Genomic DNA, 16,921 nt, shown 5'->3' with positions numbered 1-16,921 from the left:
CTCAGACCGTCCAGCCGGCGCTTTCCGCCGCCGCCACATGCATCAGTTGATCCAGTTGCCGCAGCGCTCGATGCAGTTCCTGCCGGTTGGCCGCGGCACCCAATGAGATGCGCACCGCATCGTTGATCGCCACGCCATCCGGCGTGAATGCCGATGATGGTGCGATGCCCAGGCCCTGCAGGCGCGCGGCGTGGGTGAGGCTGGCATCGGTCCAGTGTGCGGGCAGCCGGCACCACGCATGCACCCCCGCGCAGTGCTGCAGGAACCGCGGCGAGAGCGCCGACTGCGCGAGGTAGCGGCGCTCGGCGGCTTCCTCCTGCACCAGTGTCAGCATGGCCTGCGCCGAGCCGTCCAGGATCAGCTGCGTCACCAAGGCATTCATCAGCGGCGGTGCCATCAGGTTGACCGCGCGCAGCGCATCGAGCACCGGCTGCCGGTCCATGCCCTCGGGAAGCCGCACGAAGCCGGTGTGCAGGCCCGGGCTCAGGCACTTGGACAGTGTCGAGATGTAACAGGTGTGCCGTGGCGCGAGCAGCGCGAGCGGGTCGGGTGCGTCCGCCAGCAGCAACCAGTACGGATCGTCTTCAATCAGCTGCAGGTGCTGCGCGCGGATCACGTCGGCCAGGGCTACGCGGCGTGCGGGCGGCATGGTGTGGGCCGTCGGGTTCTGTGCGGTCGGGTTGAGATAGACCACGCGCGCGCTGTGCTTCTTCGCAGCGCGTGCCAGCGCATCCGGTCGCATGCCCGCGTCGTCGCACTCGACCACCTGCAGCCGCCGCTGCAGCACCCGGGTGGCATGCAGCAGGCCGGGGTAGACCAACGGCTCGCACAGAATCGTGTCACCGGCATCGGTCAAGGCCAGCAGCAGGGCGGACAGCGCGGCCTGCGCGCCTTCCGTGACGATCACCGTGCCGGCATCGACCTTGCCGAGGATCGGCTTGAGCCATTGTTGCGCGGCCTGATGATCGGCGCGGCTGCCGCCACCGACGTGGTACGTCATCAGGTTGCCGACATCGCTGCGGGTCAGCACCGATGACAGGCCGCGCCGCAGCACCTCGGCCACCTGCTGCCCGCCAGGGCTGGGCGGCAGGTTCATGCTCAGGTCGATCAGCTGGGTCAGTTCCACCTGTGGCGGCGCCACGAACGAGCCCAGCGGGCCGCGTGCATCGATCAGCCCGCGCTTGCGCCCCTCGGTGAAGGCACGGGTGATGGTGGTCAGGTCCACGCCGAGTTCATTGGCCAGGGCGCGTTGCGCCGGCAGGCGCTCGCCTGGACGCAGTGCGCCGGACCAGACCGCACGTTCCAGCGCCTGCACGATGCGCAGGTACACCGGCCCGTGGCCGTCGGCGATGAGGGGGCTCCACTCCATGCGCGCATGGTACGCGCGCGGCCGGGCAGGGCTGCGACAGTGTGTCGCATCATGTATGGATCATGTCGTTGCCTAACGTACGCGGCTGCGGCGGGCACCCCCCATGCATATCGGTCATGCAGGGGGGTGTTCGCCACTTCTCATGATCCGGGCCGCCCGGCCCGGCACTGCGTTGGAAGGGCCGTCACGCATGAACCCCGCTACACACCCCGCTCGCCGCGCCGCGCTGGCCGGTCGAGCCCGCGCCGGACGCTGGTTCGGCCTGGCAGCGCTGCTGCCGCTGCTGTCAGGTTGCAGGAACCTGGAGTTGTTCAATCCCATGGGCAGCATCGCCGAGCAGGAAATGCAGCTGATCCTGGTCTGCACCGGCCTGATGCTGCTGGTGGTGATCCCGGTGATCATCCTCACGCTGTACTTCGCGTGGCACTACCGCGAGTCGAACAAGAAGGCCACCTACGCACCCACCTGGTCGCACTCCACCGCCATCGAAGTGGTGGTGTGGACGATCCCGTGCCTGATCGTGGTCGTGCTCGGCGTGCTGATCTGGAAAAGCACCCACGCGCTGGACCCGTACCGCCCGATCGAATCGGACAAGGCGCCGCTGCGCGTGGAAGTGGTCTCGCTCAACTGGAAGTGGCTGTTCATCTATCCGGACCACAACGTGGCCACGGTCAACGAACTGGTGATGCCGGTCGATACGCCGGTGGCGTTCAAGCTGACCTCCGAGTCGATGATGAATGCCTTCTTCGTGCCGCAGCTGGGCAGCATGGTCTACACCATGCCGGCAATGCAGACCCGCCTGCACCTGATCGGGCATACGCCGGGCACGTACGCCGGCATGTCCTCGGCCTACAGCGGCGCGGGCTTCTCGGACATGAAGTTCGATGCGCGGGTGATGACCGAGGCGGACTTCGCGCAGTGGCTGGCGCAGTCGCGCGGTACTGCCCAGCACCTGGGCCAGGCCCGTCTGGCCGAACTGGAGAAGCCGACCCACGGCGCGCCGATGCAGCGCTTCGCCAGCGTGGATACCGGCCTGTTCGACAGCATCCTGCGCCGCTACGGCGGCATGCCCGACGACGAAATCTGCCTGCCCGGTGAAGAACCCGGCGCGACATCCCAACTCGTGAGCCTGGCCGCGTCTGCCAGCCGTACCGCGGAGAACTGATTGTGCTTGGAAAGTTGAACCTCGAAGCGATTCCCTACCACGACCCGATCATCATGTCGGCGCTGGTCGGCTCGCTGCTGCTGGGCGTGGCGATCGTCGCGGCCATCACGTATTACAAGAAGTGGGGCTACCTCTGGACCGAGTGGATCACCTCGGTGGACCACAAGAAAATCGGCGTGATGTACATCATCCTGGCCCTGGTCATGCTGGTGCGCGGCTTCGCCGATGCGCTGATGATGCGGGCCCAGCAGGCCATCGCCGCCAATGACAGCGCCGGCTACCTGCCGCCGGAACACTACGACCAGATCTTCACCGCGCATGGCGTGATCATGATCTTCTTCGTGGCGACCCCGCTCATCGTGGGCCTGATGAATATCGTGGTGCCGCTGCAGATCGGCGCGCGCGACGTCGCCTTCCCGTTCGTCAACTCGCTCAGCTTCTGGTTGTCGGCGGTGGGCGCGGTGCTGGTGATGCTGTCGATGTTCGTCGGCGATTTCGCTGCGACCGGCTGGGTGGCGTATCCGCCGCTGTCCGGGATCGAGTACAGCCCTACGGTGGGCGTGGACTACTACATCTGGTCACTGCAGGTCTCCGGCATCGGCACTACGCTGACCGGCCTGAACTTCATCGTCACCATCCTCAAGATGCGTGCGCCGGGCATGGACCTGATGAAGATGCCGGTGTTCACCTGGACCGCACTGATCACCAACATCCTGATCGTGGCGATCTTCCCGGTGCTGACCGCGACCCTGGCGCTGCTGACCATGGATCGCTATTTCGGGATGCATTTCTTCACCAATGACGCTAGCGGCAACGCCATGATGTACGTCAACCTGATCTGGATCTGGGGCCACCCGGAAGTCTACGTGCTGATCCTGCCGTGCTTCGGCGCGTTCTCGGAGATCATCGCCACGTTCTCGGGCAAGCCGCTGTTCGGCTACCGCTCGATGGTCTACGCCACCTCGTCGATCGGCATCCTGTCGTTCTTCGTGTGGCTGCACCACTTCTTCACCATGGGCTCGGGCGCCAACGTGAATGCCTTCTTCGGCATCATGACCTCCATCATCTCGATCCCCACCGGGGTGAAGCTGTTCAACTGGCTGTTCACCATGTACCGCGGGCGGATCCGCTACCACTCCTCGACGCTGTGGACGATCGGCTTCATGGTCACCTTCGCCCTGGGCGGCATGACCGGCGTGATGCTGGCGATCCCGGGCGCGGACTTCGTGCTGCACAACAGCCTGTTCCTGATCGCGCACTTCCATAACGTGATCATCGGTGGCGTGGTGTTCGGCTGCCTGGCCGGCATCAGCTTCTGGTTCCCCAAGGCCTTTGGCTTCACCCTCAACGAGCGCTGGGGCAAGATTTCCTTCTGGTGCTGGCTGGTCGGCTTCTACCTGGCCTTCATGCCGCTGTACGTGCTGGGCTTCAAGGGCATGACCCGCCGCATGAACCACTACGGCGTGGAGGGCTACCAGCCGTGGCTGATCGTGGCCGCCATCGGTGCGCTGGTGATCGCCGCTGGCATCGCCGCGATGTTCATCCAGTTCTATGTCAGCGTGCGTGACCGCAAGGCCAACATGGATCTCACCGGCGACCCGTGGAATGCGCGCAGCCTGGAGTGGGCCACGTCCTCGCCGCCGCCGTTCTACAACTTCGCCAGGCTGCCGGCGATCACCTCGCTGGAACAGCATTGGGACGACAAGCAGCACGGCCGTGCCTGGCAGCGCCAGGACCGCTACGAGGACATCCATATGCCACGCAACACCGCATCGGGCGTGGTGATCTCGGTGTTCAGCCTGATCCTCTGCTTTGCCCTGGTCTGGCACATGTGGGTGCTGGCCGGCATCGGCCTGATCGGTGTGATCGCCACCTTCGTGCTGCGCTCGTACGACCGTGATGTGGACTATTACGTGCCCGCCGCCGAGGTGAAGCGCATCGAAGACGCGCACTTCGCGCAGATGGAAGGAGCCAAGGCATGAGCGGCGATACCCTCACCGCTGCCACGCAGCACGGACAGCTGGCAGCCGGTCATCACGACCCTGCCCACGCGCATCACGACGATGGCAACAAGACCGTCGTCGGGTTCTGGATGTACCTGATGGGCGACTGCCTGATCTTCGCCGTGCTGTTCGCCACCTTCGGCGTGCTGCTCAACGGAACGGCCGACGGCCCCAGCGGCAAGGAACTGTTCAAGCTCGGTTTCGTGCTCTCCGAGACCGTGGTGCTGCTGCTCAGCAGCTTCACCTTCGGCCTGGCGATGCTCGGCATGCAGGCGGGCAAGCGCAACCCGGTGGTGGGCTGGCTGGCCGTGACCGGCGTGCTCGGTGCGGTCTTCATCGGCATGGAGCTGTATGAGTTCGCCGAGCTGATCCATGAAGGCGCAACGCCGGATGTGAGTGCCTACCTCTCGGCGTACTTCACGCTGGTGGCCACCCACGGCCTGCACGTCACCTTCGGCCTGCTGTGGCTGGCGATCATGATCCACCAGGTGCTGAAGTTCGGCCTGGACGGCATCGTGCGCCGTCGCCTGGCGTGCCTGAGCCTGTTCTGGCACTTCCTGGATCTGATCTGGATCTGTGTGTTCACCTTCGTCTACTTGAGGGAGTTTGTATGAGCGCGAACGCGCCTGATGCCGATCACGGTGGCGGCCATGCCACCCTGACGGGCTACATCCTCGGCCTGCTGCTGTGCCTGGTCCTGACCGGCGCCTCGTTCGGCGTGGTCATGACCGATCTGGTCCCGCAGCCGCTGCGGCTGACCGCCATCGTGGTGCTGTGCGTGGTGCAGCTGGTCGCCCAGCTGGTGCTGTTCCTGCATATCGGGGCAGGGCGCAGCCAGCGCGAGAACACCGGCATCTTCCTGTGCACCGCCTTCCTGATCGCCATCGTGGTGGCCGGTTCGCTGTGGGTCATGCACAACGCCAACCTCAACATGATGCCGATGCAGATGTCGGGCACGCCATGAGCCACTCATCCTGCGCAACCCTGCTGGCCGGGCTGCTGCTCTCCTCTCCCGTGATGCCGGTGGTGGCTGCGGCCCCGCAGGCCCACACCGCGGCAACGGTGTCGGTCAGCGATCCCTGGGTCCGCCTGCCACCGCCGGCGGCGAATGTCGCCGCCGGTTACGTGCAGCTGCATAACGGCGGCGGTGAGGACCGGCTGCTGTCGGCCGCGTCCTCGATGTTCGCCGAGGTGCAGATCCATGCCATGCGCATGGACGGTGAAGTGATGCGCATGCAGGCGCTGCCCGATGGCCTGGCTTTGCCGGGGGGCAGACCGTCGCGCTGGAGCCCGGCGGCTACCATCTGATGCTGCTCAAGCCGAAGCGGCCGTTGTCGGCCGGGCAGACGGTGCGGGTGACGCTGCAGTTCGCCCGCAGTGCACCGCAGGTGGTGGAGTTCAGCGTGCGCGATGGCCTGGTGCTGCACGGAGCGGCGAAGTGAGGCGCTGGGTCGCCGCGGGCATCGTGACGGTGGCGCTGCTGGGCGGTTGCGCCGATGATCAGGCACCGGTAATGGGCCAGGCGGCACTCGGCGCGGTCAAGCTGGAGAGCAGCGACGGCCGAACGCTTGCGATCCGCGACCTGCAGGGCACGCCGACGCTGCTGTTCTTCGGTTTCACCCACTGCCCCGAAGTATGTCCGCTGAGCCTGGTCAAGGCGGTGCAGATCAAGCGGCTGCTGGGCCCCGCGGCAGAGCAGCTGCAGGTCGCCTTCGTCACCGTCGACCCCCAGCGCGATACGCCGGAGCACCTGCGCGAGTACCTGGCGGCCTTCGATACGACGTTCCTCGGCCTGGCCGGCGACGAGGCCGGTACCCGTGCCATCGCCGAGAGCCTGGGCGTGAGCTATCGACGCGTCGGCGAAGGTGACCGGGCGACCTTCGAGCACACGGCCTCGTGGTTCCTGCTCGGTGCTGACGGCCAGCTGCAGGATGTCTACGGCTATGCAATGAGCGAGCAGGATATCGTCGAGAAGCTGCGCGTGCGGCTGGCCGAGGCCGGCACGTGAGGGGGCTTCAGGCCACTCCCCACGCCATCGCATGGCCATGGACCGTGCAGGCGCGCACCGCGCGGATGGATCCGCCCGGTGGTCACCACGCGCGGGCGCGCACGTCCCAGCAGGCGGCAGTGAACGTCACCGAATCGCCGTCGACGAACGGCTCGAAGGCATGCAGCACCTCCTCGAGCACCTTCGTTCGTACGTCCGCAGCCAGGTCGTTGTTGCGCAGTGCGCTCCCGACCGGTCCCAGCAGCGAGACGTACGTCGCCAGATCCGCTCGGTCGATCCGGCACACGACATCCAGCGGCAGCAGCTCGATATCCTCCCAGCCGCCGTCGCCCAGGATCTGCTCGACCCGGGCCTCATCGGCAAACGCAAACTGACCCGGTGCGCCGGGCTGGCGCGGTGGCAACGTCAGCCAGGGCGCCGCGGCGCGCTCGGCGGTGGTCATGAAGGCGTTTTCGTCCGCCCCACGCCAAGCCAGCGCCTGCAGCACCCCGCCGCGTCTGGCGGCGCGCTGCAGTTGGCCGAACGCCTGCACCGGGTCATCGAAGAACATCACGCCGAAGCGCGACACGATCCGGTCCAGGCTCCCCGGGGCGAATGCGTGCTGCTGCGCGTCGGCGACGATGAATTCCACGGCCAGGCCGGCTCGCTGCGCGCGCTCGCGCGCCAGGGCGATCATCGGGGCGGAGATGTCGACCCCGGTGACGTGTGCCTCCGGCCCCAGGCGCCCGGCCATGCCCAGCGCCACTGCGCCGGTGCCGCAGCCGACATCCAGCACCCGCAGATCGTCGCCCGGCGGGATCGCGGCCAGCAGATGGTCGGCCAGCGGCGCGAACATCTGGTCGAGAAGGCGCTGCGCGTCCACCCAGGCCTCACCGGCCGGGCCATTCCATAACGCGTGCTGCGAGGTATCGGTCATTGAACGGCTCGATCTGGGCGTGCCAGTGGGATGAGGGAAATGCACTGTGCCATCTCAACCAATGTTGAGGTCAAGGGCTAAGGGCTCAGCCCCGCCACACATCCACCAGCAGCTTCACGTTCAACACGATGATCAGGCCGCCGATCAGCCACGACAGCGCGATCAACCACCTCGGCGCCACCAGCGCGCCCATCTTGGCCTTGTCCGAGACGAACCGCACCAGCGGCACCACCGCGAACGGCAGCTGCATCGAGAGCAGCACCTGGCTCAACACCAGCAACCGTGCGGTGCCTTGCTCGCCATAGATGGCCGTGACCACCACCACCGGCACGATCGCGATGCCGCGGGTGATCAGCCGCCGCGCCCACGGGGCGATCCGCAGCCGCAGGAAACCTTCCATCACGATCTGGCCGGCCAGCGTCGCGGTCACGGTGGAGTTGATGCCCGAAGCGAGCAGGGCGACCGCGAACAACGTCGAGGCCAGGCCGACGCCCAGCATCGGCGCGAGCAGTTCGTAGGCCTGCTCGATCTCCTGCACATCGGTCCGGCCATACGCATGGAACACCGCGGCCGCCAGGATCAGGATCGAGGCGTTGATGAACAACGCCAGCATCAGCGCGATGGTGCTGTCGGTCACCGCCCAGCGCAGCGCGCTGCGGCGACCAGCATCCGTGCGCGGGTAGGCGCGGGTCTGCACGATGGAGGAGTGCAGGTAGAGATTGTGCGGCATCACGGTGGCACCGATGATGCCGATCGCCAGGTACAGGGCCTTGGGATCGGTCACCACCTGGGCGTGCGGAATGAACCCGGCCAGCACCGCCTGCAGCGGCGGGGCGGCGATGAAGATCTGGATCGCAAAGCAACCGAAGATCACCAGCAGCAGCGCGATCACGAACGCCTCAAGGGCACGGAACCCACGGTTCATCAGCAGCAGCACCAGCACCACGTCCACCGCGGTGATGATCGCGCCGGCCAGCAGCGGGATCCCGAACAACAGCTTCAGCGCGATTGCCGTGCCGATGACTTCCGCCAGATCGCAGGCGATGATCGCGATCTCGCACAGCAGCCACAGGCCCAGGTTGACCGGCCTCGAGTAGTGGTCGCGGCAGGCCTGCGCCAGATCGCGCCCGGTGGCGATGCCCAGGCGCGCCGAGAGCCCCTGCAGCACGATCGCCATCAGGTTGGAGAGCAGGATCACCGAGAGCAGCAGGTAACCGAACTGCGCACCGCCGGCGATGTCGGTGGCCCAGTTGCCCGGGTCCATGTAGCCGACCGAGATCATGTAGCCCGGGCCGAGGAAGGCCAGCAGCCGGAACCACCAGTGACCGCCACTCGGGACCGCGACGCTGGCGTTCATCTCGCCCAGGCTGGGCGTATGCCCGGCCGAGGACGGCCAGGCGGGGGCGTTTTCTGGGCGGCGTTGGATGTCCACGGCCGCAATATAGCAGAGGCTATGTTAGTAAGGCTTTGCAATCTGTGGCCTCCCAACGCCTTAACCCTGAACCGCGTATCGTCACCGCTCTTTTCAGCTGGAGTGGATGCATGCGTTGGATCGTGTTGTTGGCCGCATTGGCCATGCCCGTGGTGGCGTGGTTCTCACAGACCGGCGCGTTCGGCCCGACCAACGGTGCAGTGTCCGACCAGTACCCGACCCTGCTGGTCGCGGCCGGTTATGCCTTCGCGATCTGGGGCCTGATCTTCCTGTGGGACGTGCTGTTCGGGTTCTGGCAGCTGCGCCTGCGCAAGCCGGACATCACCGGGGTGCGCCCGTGGGCGGCGGCCGGTTTCGCGTTGACCGCCGCCTGGATGCCCGTGTTCTCCAACCAGTGGTTCCTCCCGGCGCTGGCGATCATCTGGGCCGCCTTGCTCTGCGTGATCGTGGCCGCCTACCGCGCCTCGCCGGTCACCGCGCCGGGTGGCCAGCGTGCGTGGGCTGCCTATCCGTTGGCGCTGCATGCCGGTTGGTTGTCGCTGGCGGCCTTCCTCAATACCGCCCAGGTGATCGTCGCCCTTGGCTGGCTGCCGACCGACAACATGCTCGGCTGGAGCCTGGTGCTGCTGGTGCTGGCCACGCTGCTGGTGCTGGTGGTCAACCAGCTGCTGCGCGGGCACTTCGCCTATCCGGCCGCCGTCATCTGGGCGCTGGCCGGGATGTACGTCAAGCAGTCCGGCTGGGATCTGCCGGGGGCCCACAACATCGCCATCCTGGCGCTGGTGCTGATCATCATCGTGGTGATCCAGACCATCTGGCTGCGCGTGCGCGCCTGGCACCAGCCGCGCGCCATCGTCGCCGCCCATCGTCATCGCCGTTGATTCCTTCTGCAGGAGATACCCCATGAACATCGCAATGAAGGCGCGCGGCTGATGCGCGCTGCCATCCACACCACCTTCGGTGACCCGACCCAGGTCCTGCACGGCGGCGACGTGCCGCAGCCGGCCCCGGCGGCCGGCGAGGTGCGCATCCGCACCGTGCTGGCGCCCATCCACAACCACGACCTGTGGACCGTGCGCGGTCAGTATGGCTACAAGCCCGAGCTGCCCGCGGTCGGTGGCAGCGAAGGTACGGGCGTGATCGACGCGCTGGGCGAAGGCGTCGACGGCCTGAAGGTCGGCCAGCGCGTCAGCGCCGCGTCGGTGCACGGCACCTGGGCCGAGTACTTCATCGCGCCGGCGCGCATGGTCATTCCCATGCCCGACAGCATCGATGACAACGCGGCGGCACAGCTGATCGCCATGCCGCTCAGTGCCTTGATGCTGCTGGAGTTCCTGCAGGTGAAGCAAGGCCAGTGGATTCTCCAGAACGCGGCCAACGGCGCGGTCGGCAAGGCGCTGGCGATGCTGGCCAAGGCACGTGGCGTGCACTGCATCAACCTGGTGCGGCGCGACGCGGGCGTGACCGAGATGGCCGGACTCGGCATTGACCACACCATTTCCACCGCGCAGTCCGACTGGATGGCCCAGGTGCAGGCCACGGTCGGCAAGGCATCGATCGCCGCCGCCGTGGACTCGGTTGGCGGGCGCGCCAGCAGTGAGTTGATGACCCTGCTGGGCGATGGCGGCACGTTGGTGTCGTTCGGTTCGATGACCGGTGAGCCGATGCAGCTCAGCTCGGGCGATGTGATCTTCAAACAGGCCACGGTGAAGGGCTTCTGGGGCAGCAAAGTCAGCCAGGCGATGGCGCCGGAAGACAAGCGGCGCCTGGTCGGGGAGCTGCTGCAGCTGGCTGCGGGTGGCGGGCTGAGTCTGCCGGTGGACGGTGTGTTCGGTCTGGACGAGGTGGCCGATGCCGCCAAGGCCAGCCTGGAGCCAGGCCGTAACGGCAAGGTGCTGCTGCGCCCCTGAGAAGGACCGGTAGAGCCGACCGTTGGTCGGCTGCCCTTGATCGGGCACTCCGTCAGCCGACCAACGGTCGGCTCTACGTGGGATGTGGCGCCGCCTCAGCCGACCAACGGTCGGTTCTACCTTTCTGCGCGCAATGCTTCGATCACTACGCGCATCGCGCTGGAGGATTGCCGGCGGCTGGGGTAGTAGGCGTAATAGCCGTCGAAGGGATCGCACCAGTCCGGCATGACACGCCGCAAGGCACCGGCGGCGATGTCCTCGAGCACCATGTCCTCGGGCAGATAGGCCAGTCCGGCACCGGCCAGGGCGGCGCGACGGATCGCGCTGCTGCCGTTGAAGGTCCATTGGCCGTCCACGCGCACGTTCACGTCCTCGCCGTCCTTTTCCAGGTCCCACACCATCAGCCCGCCGTGGGTGGGCAGGCGCATGCCGATGCAGTTGTGTGCGGCCAGATCGGCCGGCACCTGCGGCGCGGTATGCGTGGCGAAGTAGGCCGGGCTGGCCACGATCGCCATGCGCTGCGGCGGGCTGATCGGCACGGCGATCATGTCCTTGGCCACGCGCCCGCCCAGACGGATGCCGATGTCGTAGCGCTGGGCGACGATGTCGGCCAGGCCGTAGTCGATGGTGAGCTCCACACGCAGGTCGGGGTAGGCGGGCAGCACGGCCGACAGCCGCGGCCAGACGATCGTGTTGGCCGCATGTTCGGCGGTGGTGATGCGGATCGTGCCGGCCGGGCGGTCGCGGTACTCGCTGATCGCGGCCACTTCGGCCTCGATCTCCTGCATGCGCGGCGCGACGGTGTCGTACAGCCGCTCGCCAGCCTCGGTCATCGAGACGCTGCGCGTGGTCCGGGTCAGCAGGCGCACGCCCAGGCGCTCTTCCAGGCCGCGGACGGTGTGGCTCAGCGCAGACTGCGAGACGCCGAGCTGGGCGGCCGCGCGGGTGAAGCTGCGCTCGCGCGCGACGGTGACGAACACCTGCAGATCGTTGAAATTCTCGCGGGCCATGGAGCGGGGGCCGAGGGCGCATGGCAGTCATGCGCGCCCATGATGCGCGGGCCCGACTGATGAACTCAAGTAGCGTTGTTTACCCATTGATGAGGATCAGTCATGGCTGCATCCCGGTTGCGATGGGTAGTTCCCGCGCGGGGCCAGGCCTAGAGTGAGGGTCCCGGCGGCGTGCTTCGTCGCTCCCCACAGGAGATCGCTTCATGGACCTGTTCACCGCCGCGCTGTCGCTTTCGATGGCCGCCACCGCGCCCGCCGAAGCGGCGCCCATCGCCATCACCCGCGCCGGCAGCACCGCCTCGGCGGCCGGCCCGGCCGATTACTTCACCGGCCGCGTGCGCATCGATGCGCCCTTCCAGGCCGATGCGCCGGCACGGGTCGGCGGAGCGACGGTCACCTTCGAGCCCGGTGCCCGCACCGCGTGGCATACCCATCCGCTGGGCCAGACCCTGATCGTCACCGCAGGCGTGGGCAGCGTGCAGGAGTGGGGCAAGCCCGCGCGCGAGATCCGCCCGGGCGACATCGTCTGGATTCCACCGGGCGTCAAGCATTGGCACGGCGCGCAGGCCACCACGGCGATGACGCATATCGCGATCGCCGAAGCGGTGGACGGCTCGCCGGTGACGTGGATGGAGCAGGTCAGCGACGCGCAGTACAGCGGCGGCTGAACGTCGGCGCGCGATGGGGACGGTCGTGTCACATCCGCCTGCGTAGGCTTGCCGCTGGATCGAAACAGGAGAACCGTCTTGAGCACTGTCTTCATCGTCGGCGCGGCCGGCAAGGTGGGTCGTCATCTCGTCAAGCAGCTGGCTGAAAGAGAGCATCGCGTGCTTGCGCTGCATCGCCGTGCCGGGCAGGGCGATGAACTCAGCGCGCTGGGGCCACGCCGGTCCCTGGCGACCTCACCGCCTCCGACGTGGACACGCTCGCCCGCAGCATGGCGGGCAGCGATGTGGTGGTCTTCACCGCCGGTGCGGGCGGCGCGGGCGTGGACGTGACCAACGCCATCGATGGCCGTGGCCTGGAACTTGCCGTGGATGCCGCCCGGCAGGCGGGCGTGCGTCGTTTCCTGTTGGTGTCGGCATTCCCCGAAGCCGGCCGCAACAAGGCCATGGGCGAGGGCTTCGAGAATTACATGACGGTCAAGAAGCGCGCCGATGTGTATCTGGCCGCGACCGATCTGGACTGGGTCATCCTGCGCCCGGGCACCTTGAAAGATGCAGCAGGCACTGGCCGCGTCACCGCGGGACCGGCGATCGCCTATGGCGACATCCCGCGTGCCGATGTGGCCGCCACCCTGGTCGCGCTGGTGGAACAGCCGCAGCTGCGGCGCACCATCATCGAGCTGACCGAAGGCGACCAGCCTGTCGATGCAGCGATCGCCGCGCTCGCCCACGCGTAAGCGGGGCTGCCCGGTGCGGCAATGGTAAAATCGCGCTTCCACACCGCAACACAGACGAGCACGCCATGACCAACGCCTCCTTCTATCCCATCGGTACCCCTGGCCAGCCCTGGGGCGCTGAAGAGAAGGCGCAGTGGCGTGCCCGCCAGGTGCCGCAGCGGCGCTATGCCGATGACGTGCTGCCGGTGCTGGAGGCATTGCGCGGCCGCTTCGATGTCAGCCAGTACGGCACGTTGGATTACGCCCCGGACCAGTACCCGCTGTTCGCCGTACGCAGCCGCGACTGGAACCCCGCGCTGCCGACGATGCTGGTCACCGGCGGCATCCACGGCTACGAAACCAGTGGCGTGCAGGGTGCCCTTCAGTTCCTGCAGACCCGCGCGGCCGAGTACGCCGGGCGCGCCAATCTGCTGGTGGTGCCCTGCGTCAGCCCGTGGGGCTACGAGCGCATCCAGCGCTGGAACGCCGAGGCGATCGATCCGAACCGCTCCTTCATGGTCAACAGCCCGGCGGCCGAAGCGGCCGCGCTGATTGCTCTCGTCGCGCCGCTGAAGGGCAGTATCGTGATGCATATCGACCTGCACGAAACCACGGACAGCGATGAAACCGAATTCCGCCCGGCCCTGGCCGCGCGCGACGGCAAGCCGTTCGAGCCGGGTCTGATCCCGGATGGTTTCTATCTCGTCGATGACAGCGAGAACCCGCAGCCTGCGTTCCAGACCGCCGTCAACGCGGCCGTCGAACGGGTGACCCACATCGCCCCGGCTGACGACAAGGGCGAAATCATCGGCTCGCCGGTGGTCGCCCCCGGCGTGATCGAATATCCGCTGGAAAAGCTGGGCCTGTGCGCCAGTGTCAGCGGTGCGACCTTCACCACCACCACCGAGGTGTATCCGGACAGCCCGCGCGCGACCCCGCAGCAGTGCAACGATGCCCAGGTGGCGGCGATCTGCGCGGCGATCGATTACGCGTTGGCCGCCCCCAGGAACTGATCCAGCAACCACAGCGCGGCCGGCCCCAGCGGCGCGCCCTTGCGCCACACCGCATCGGTGGAAACCAGCCGTGGCCAGCCCGGCAGGGGCAGCTCCACCAGCATGCCCCGGCCGTAGCGCGTGACCAGTGCGCGCGGCAGTTCAGCCCAGCCGAAGCCGTCCTCGGCCATCTCCAGCACCATCAGGTAGTCCGAGGCGGACCACGTCCGCCCGCGTGCGTGGCCCTCACGGCAGGCGTCGCCGCTCAGGCAGATCTGGCGATGACCGGCCAGGTGCGATTCCTCCGGCGCGGCCACGGCGGCCAGCGGGTGAGCAGCGGCCACGAACACCGCCATCTCCGCACGCAGGGGCAGGGCGCGTACCGCCAGTTCGGAAGGATAGGACGGCTGATGCGGGATCAGCCCGAGCTGGGCGCGCCCGCGCTGTACCACCTCCAGCACGTCGCCGCCTTCGGCATCCAGCCACTCAAGTTCGATATCCGGGAAGCGTTGCTCGAACCGGCGCAGCAGATGCTGGTCGGGATTGAGCTGGTAGATGTCCGAGAACACCAGGGTCAGGCGCGGTTCGACCTCGTCGGCCAGGCGGATGCTGAGCTGCTCGAGGCGGTCGGCGGCGGCCAGGATTTCCTGCGCATGGCCGAGCACTTTGCGGCCGTCTTCGGTCAGCACCGGGTAACGACCACTGCGATCGAACAGGGTGAGGCCCAGATCCGCTTCCAGCGTGGCGATCGCGGTGCTGATGGTGGATTGGGTCTTCTTCAAACGGCGTGCGGCGGCGGAGAAAGAGCCGAGGGCCGCGGCCTCGACGAACGCGTGCAGGGATTCAGGGCCATAACGCATGGATGTATCGCCTTTGTCGATGGATTCCATCTTGGGAATGATGGAAACTACGATGATAATGGGCGCGTCGTTCGGGTGCCATGGCCCGGCTGGCGCGTACCGACCAACGGTCGGTACCTACCGGATGCGGTGCCGATGCGGTGCCGTCGGTGCCGCCAGTGCCGACCGGGTGTCGGCCATGTCACCCGGCCGCGACGCATGCGCATCCGCCATCCCGGCCGATGCCCCGGTGCCCGGCATTCCGCCGGCGCGCACCGGCCGCCATCAAGGAGCTTTCCATGCACACACAGGTGCATTCGCAACCCCGTGCCCGCGGCGGACTGATCGCCTGGGCCTGCCTGACCGTGGCGATCGTCGCCGAAGTGGTCGGTACCTCGTTCATGGCCGATGCCGCCCGTCATGGCGGCTATGTGGGCTATGCCGTGATGGCCGTGGCCCTGGCCATTTCGTATTACTTCCTTGCGCTGTCGGTGCGCGGCATCGCGGTCGGTGTCGCCTACGCGGTATGGGAAGGCCTTGGCCTGACCCTGCTGACCCTGGTCGGTATTTTCGTGTTCAAGGACAGCCTGTCGGTGCAGCAGATGATCGGCCTGGTGATGGCGGCGGTCGGCATCGTCTGCGTCACGCTCGGCGAGGAGCACACGTCATGAATCTCACCGCCTTCCTGTTCGTGGTCTGCTCGGCCCTGATCGACATCGCGGCCAACATGATGGTCGCCAAATCCGATGGTTTCCGTAAGCCGGCGTGGGGCGTCGCCGCGATCGTGCTGGTCTGGATCGCGTTCGCGATGCTCGGCCAGGCGGTCAAGACCCTGGACCTGGCCACGGCCTATGCGATGTGGGGTGCGATCGGTGTGATCGGCACCGCGCTGTGCGGGCGCGTGCTGTTCGGCAATCGTCTGCGCCCGATCGGCTGGGTGGGCATCGCGCTGGTCACCGCGGCGGTGGTGGTGCTGTCCAGCCACTGATCCCGCTCAGCGGAACAACTGGTTCAGCACCGTGCCGGCGGCCGCGTCCGCGAAGCCGTCGAAGCGGCCTTCGTCCTTGAGCAACTGCGCGGCGCGCATCATCCCGCCCCAGGCAGTACGCGCCATCGCACCGCCAACGCTCACCCGGCGCACGCCCATGGCGGCAATGTCCTGGAGGGTGAACGGCAACGCGCTGCCCACCAGCAGGTTGACCGGTCGCGGTGCCACTGCGGCCACCACCGCCTCGATCTGCTCGCGGTTGCTGATGCCCGGTGCGTAGAGGCAGTCCGCACCCGCCTCGGCATAGGCGCGCAACCGCGTGATCGCATCCTCCAGGTCCGGGCGGCCGACGAAGAAGTTTTCGGCACGGCCGATCAGCAACACGTCCTCTCCGGCCTCGTCGATCGCACGGCGCGCCGCGCGCACCCGGGCCACGGCATCGTCCAGCGTGCGCAGCGGATGGTCCGGGTCCGGGCTGGCGTCTTCGATGGAGATGCCAGCCACGCCCGTGGCGATGGCAAGGGCGACGTTGCGGCCGACCTCCTCCAGCGTGCCGAAGCCATCGCCGAAATCGGCGTTCAACGGCAGCGGGGTCGCGGCGGCGAGGGAGTGGAGATGGGCGAGCGTTTCCTCCAGCGTCAACGTGCCATCGGCCTGGGCCTGGCTCCACGCATAGCCGGAACTGGTGGAGGCCAGTGCCTGGAAACCGAGGCTGTGCAGATAGCGTGCGCTGCCGGCGTCCCACGGGTTGGGCAGCACGAAGCAGCCGTCATCGTGCAACGCGCGGAAGGCCGCGCGGCGCGGGCGGGGATCGAAGGACAGGTCCGTCATCGTGCGCATCCGGTAAGCAGTGGCCTGATGGTAACGCCCGCCGCTGCCACGCCCATGCTGCGCTGCGCGACCGCCTG

20 protein-coding genes are annotated in these 16,921 nt (G+C 67.4%); 14 read left to right on the top strand and 6 right to left on the bottom strand.

The genetic code is table 11. The features are described 5' to 3' along the window. Window position 1: 1 nt before the first annotated feature. The gene (locus BIZ42_RS00880) at window positions 2-1,369 is read right to left on the bottom strand and encodes a PLP-dependent aminotransferase family protein (RefSeq protein WP_070425254.1); all 1,368 of its coding nucleotides are present in this window, start codon (window positions 1,367-1,369) and stop codon (window positions 2-4) included. Window positions 1,370-1,559: 190 nt separating this feature from the next. Here BIZ42_RS00880 and cyoA point away from each other — a divergent pair, with 190 nt between their 5' ends. The 7 genes from cyoA to BIZ42_RS00850 are packed head-to-tail and all read left to right on the top strand — an operon-like array spanning window position 1,560 to window position 6,545. Then, window positions 1,560-2,534 carry a ubiquinol oxidase subunit II gene (cyoA, locus tag BIZ42_RS00875; RefSeq protein WP_070425253.1) on the top strand — a complete coding sequence of 325 codons (975 nt, stop codon included), beginning with the start codon at window positions 1,560-1,562 and terminating at the stop codon, window positions 2,532-2,534. Window positions 2,535-2,536: 2 nt separating this feature from the next. Further along, window positions 2,537-4,516, top strand: a complete 1,980-nt coding sequence (cyoB, locus tag BIZ42_RS00870; RefSeq protein ID WP_070425252.1) for a cytochrome o ubiquinol oxidase subunit I — start codon at window positions 2,537-2,539, stop codon at window positions 4,514-4,516. Next, window positions 4,513-5,151 carry a cytochrome o ubiquinol oxidase subunit III gene (gene cyoC, locus BIZ42_RS00865; protein WP_070425251.1) on the top strand — a complete coding sequence of 213 codons (639 nt, stop codon included), beginning with the start codon at window positions 4,513-4,515 and terminating at the stop codon, window positions 5,149-5,151. The genes cyoB and cyoC overlap by 4 nt, the downstream gene beginning before the upstream one ends. Further along, window positions 5,148-5,501: a cytochrome o ubiquinol oxidase subunit IV gene (gene cyoD, locus BIZ42_RS00860; RefSeq protein WP_019184641.1), complete on the top strand. Its 354-nt coding sequence runs from the start codon at window positions 5,148-5,150 to the stop codon at window positions 5,499-5,501. Before cyoC ends, cyoD begins: the two co-directional genes overlap by 4 nt. Next, window positions 5,498-5,845 (top strand): copper chaperone PCu(A)C, encoded by a 348-nt coding sequence (locus BIZ42_RS00855; RefSeq protein WP_070425250.1) that lies wholly within the window; start codon window positions 5,498-5,500, stop codon window positions 5,843-5,845. Before cyoD ends, BIZ42_RS00855 begins: the two co-directional genes overlap by 4 nt. Continuing rightward, window positions 5,845-5,979: a hypothetical protein gene (locus BIZ42_RS19175; RefSeq protein ID WP_083279747.1), complete on the top strand. Its 135-nt coding sequence runs from the start codon at window positions 5,845-5,847 to the stop codon at window positions 5,977-5,979. The genes BIZ42_RS00855 and BIZ42_RS19175 overlap by 1 nt, the downstream gene beginning before the upstream one ends. Continuing rightward, window positions 5,976-6,545 (top strand): SCO family protein, encoded by a 570-nt coding sequence (locus BIZ42_RS00850; RefSeq protein ID WP_070425249.1) that lies wholly within the window; start codon window positions 5,976-5,978, stop codon window positions 6,543-6,545. The genes BIZ42_RS19175 and BIZ42_RS00850 overlap by 4 nt, the downstream gene beginning before the upstream one ends. 82 nt (window positions 6,546-6,627) lie before the next feature. Here BIZ42_RS00850 and BIZ42_RS00845 read toward each other — a convergent pair whose 3' ends face one another. Both BIZ42_RS00845 and BIZ42_RS00840 read right to left on the bottom strand, forming a co-directional pair. Continuing rightward, window positions 6,628-7,461 carry a class I SAM-dependent methyltransferase gene (locus BIZ42_RS00845; protein WP_070425248.1) on the bottom strand — a complete coding sequence of 278 codons (834 nt, stop codon included), beginning with the start codon at window positions 7,459-7,461 and terminating at the stop codon, window positions 6,628-6,630. Between the two features lie 85 nt (window positions 7,462-7,546). Continuing rightward, the gene (locus tag BIZ42_RS00840) at window positions 7,547-8,887 is read right to left on the bottom strand and encodes an Nramp family divalent metal transporter (protein ID WP_070427401.1); all 1,341 of its coding nucleotides are present in this window, start codon (window positions 8,885-8,887) and stop codon (window positions 7,547-7,549) included. Between the two features lie 116 nt (window positions 8,888-9,003). Between BIZ42_RS00840 and BIZ42_RS00835 the strand changes: the two genes are divergently transcribed. After that, window positions 9,004-9,774: a hypothetical protein gene (locus BIZ42_RS00835; RefSeq protein ID WP_070425247.1), complete on the top strand. Its 771-nt coding sequence runs from the start codon at window positions 9,004-9,006 to the stop codon at window positions 9,772-9,774. 51 nt (window positions 9,775-9,825) lie between these two features. Continuing rightward, window positions 9,826-10,803 carry a zinc-binding dehydrogenase gene (locus BIZ42_RS00830; protein WP_070425246.1) on the top strand — a complete coding sequence of 326 codons (978 nt, stop codon included), beginning with the start codon at window positions 9,826-9,828 and terminating at the stop codon, window positions 10,801-10,803. 116 nt (window positions 10,804-10,919) lie between these two features. Here BIZ42_RS00830 and BIZ42_RS00825 read toward each other — a convergent pair whose 3' ends face one another. Then, on the bottom strand, window positions 10,920-11,813 hold the full coding sequence (locus BIZ42_RS00825; RefSeq protein WP_070425245.1) for a LysR family transcriptional regulator: 894 nt from the start codon (window positions 11,811-11,813) through the stop codon (window positions 10,920-10,922). A 203-nt stretch (window positions 11,814-12,016) separates the two neighbouring features. Between BIZ42_RS00825 and BIZ42_RS00820 the strand changes: the two genes are divergently transcribed. The 3 genes from BIZ42_RS00820 (at window position 12,017) to BIZ42_RS00810 (ending at window position 14,207) form a co-directional block, all read left to right on the top strand. Beyond that, entirely contained in the window at window positions 12,017-12,481 is a 465-nt protein-coding gene (locus tag BIZ42_RS00820; RefSeq protein ID WP_070425244.1) for a cupin domain-containing protein, read from the top strand. A gap of 248 nt (window positions 12,482-12,729) precedes the next feature. Next, window positions 12,730-13,215 (top strand): NAD(P)H-binding protein, encoded by a 486-nt coding sequence (locus BIZ42_RS00815; protein ID WP_216636714.1) that lies wholly within the window; start codon window positions 12,730-12,732, stop codon window positions 13,213-13,215. Window positions 13,216-13,280: 65 nt separating this feature from the next. Further along, window positions 13,281-14,207, top strand: a complete 927-nt coding sequence (locus BIZ42_RS00810; RefSeq protein WP_070425243.1) for a M14 family metallocarboxypeptidase — start codon at window positions 13,281-13,283, stop codon at window positions 14,205-14,207. Here BIZ42_RS00810 and BIZ42_RS00805 read toward each other — a convergent pair. Then, window positions 14,180-15,046 carry a LysR family transcriptional regulator gene (locus tag BIZ42_RS00805; RefSeq protein WP_070427400.1) on the bottom strand — a complete coding sequence of 289 codons (867 nt, stop codon included), beginning with the start codon at window positions 15,044-15,046 and terminating at the stop codon, window positions 14,180-14,182. The genes BIZ42_RS00810 and BIZ42_RS00805 overlap by 28 nt on opposite strands. Window positions 15,047-15,324: 278 nt before the next feature. On the opposite strand from BIZ42_RS00805, the gene BIZ42_RS00800 reads away from it, so the two are divergent. Next, the gene (locus BIZ42_RS00800) at window positions 15,325-15,696 is read left to right on the top strand and encodes a multidrug efflux SMR transporter (RefSeq protein ID WP_019184629.1); all 372 of its coding nucleotides are present in this window, start codon (window positions 15,325-15,327) and stop codon (window positions 15,694-15,696) included. After that, complete coding sequence (locus tag BIZ42_RS00795) at window positions 15,693-16,013, top strand: multidrug efflux SMR transporter (protein WP_019184628.1); 321 nt, start codon at window positions 15,693-15,695, stop codon at window positions 16,011-16,013. Before BIZ42_RS00800 ends, BIZ42_RS00795 begins: the two co-directional genes overlap by 4 nt. Window positions 16,014-16,019: 6 nt before the next feature. On the opposite strand, the gene BIZ42_RS00790 is transcribed toward BIZ42_RS00795, so the two are convergent. Further along, on the bottom strand, window positions 16,020-16,853 hold the full coding sequence (locus BIZ42_RS00790; RefSeq protein ID WP_156785659.1) for an isocitrate lyase/phosphoenolpyruvate mutase family protein: 834 nt from the start codon (window positions 16,851-16,853) through the stop codon (window positions 16,020-16,022). Window positions 16,854-16,921 lie beyond the last annotated feature (68 nt).

Origin of the sequence: Stenotrophomonas sp. LM091, assembly GCF_001806305.1 — a bacterium.
GTDB lineage: Bacteria > Pseudomonadota > Gammaproteobacteria > Xanthomonadales > Xanthomonadaceae > Stenotrophomonas > Stenotrophomonas bentonitica_A.
This window is presented reverse-complemented; position numbering and strand designations above follow the sequence as displayed.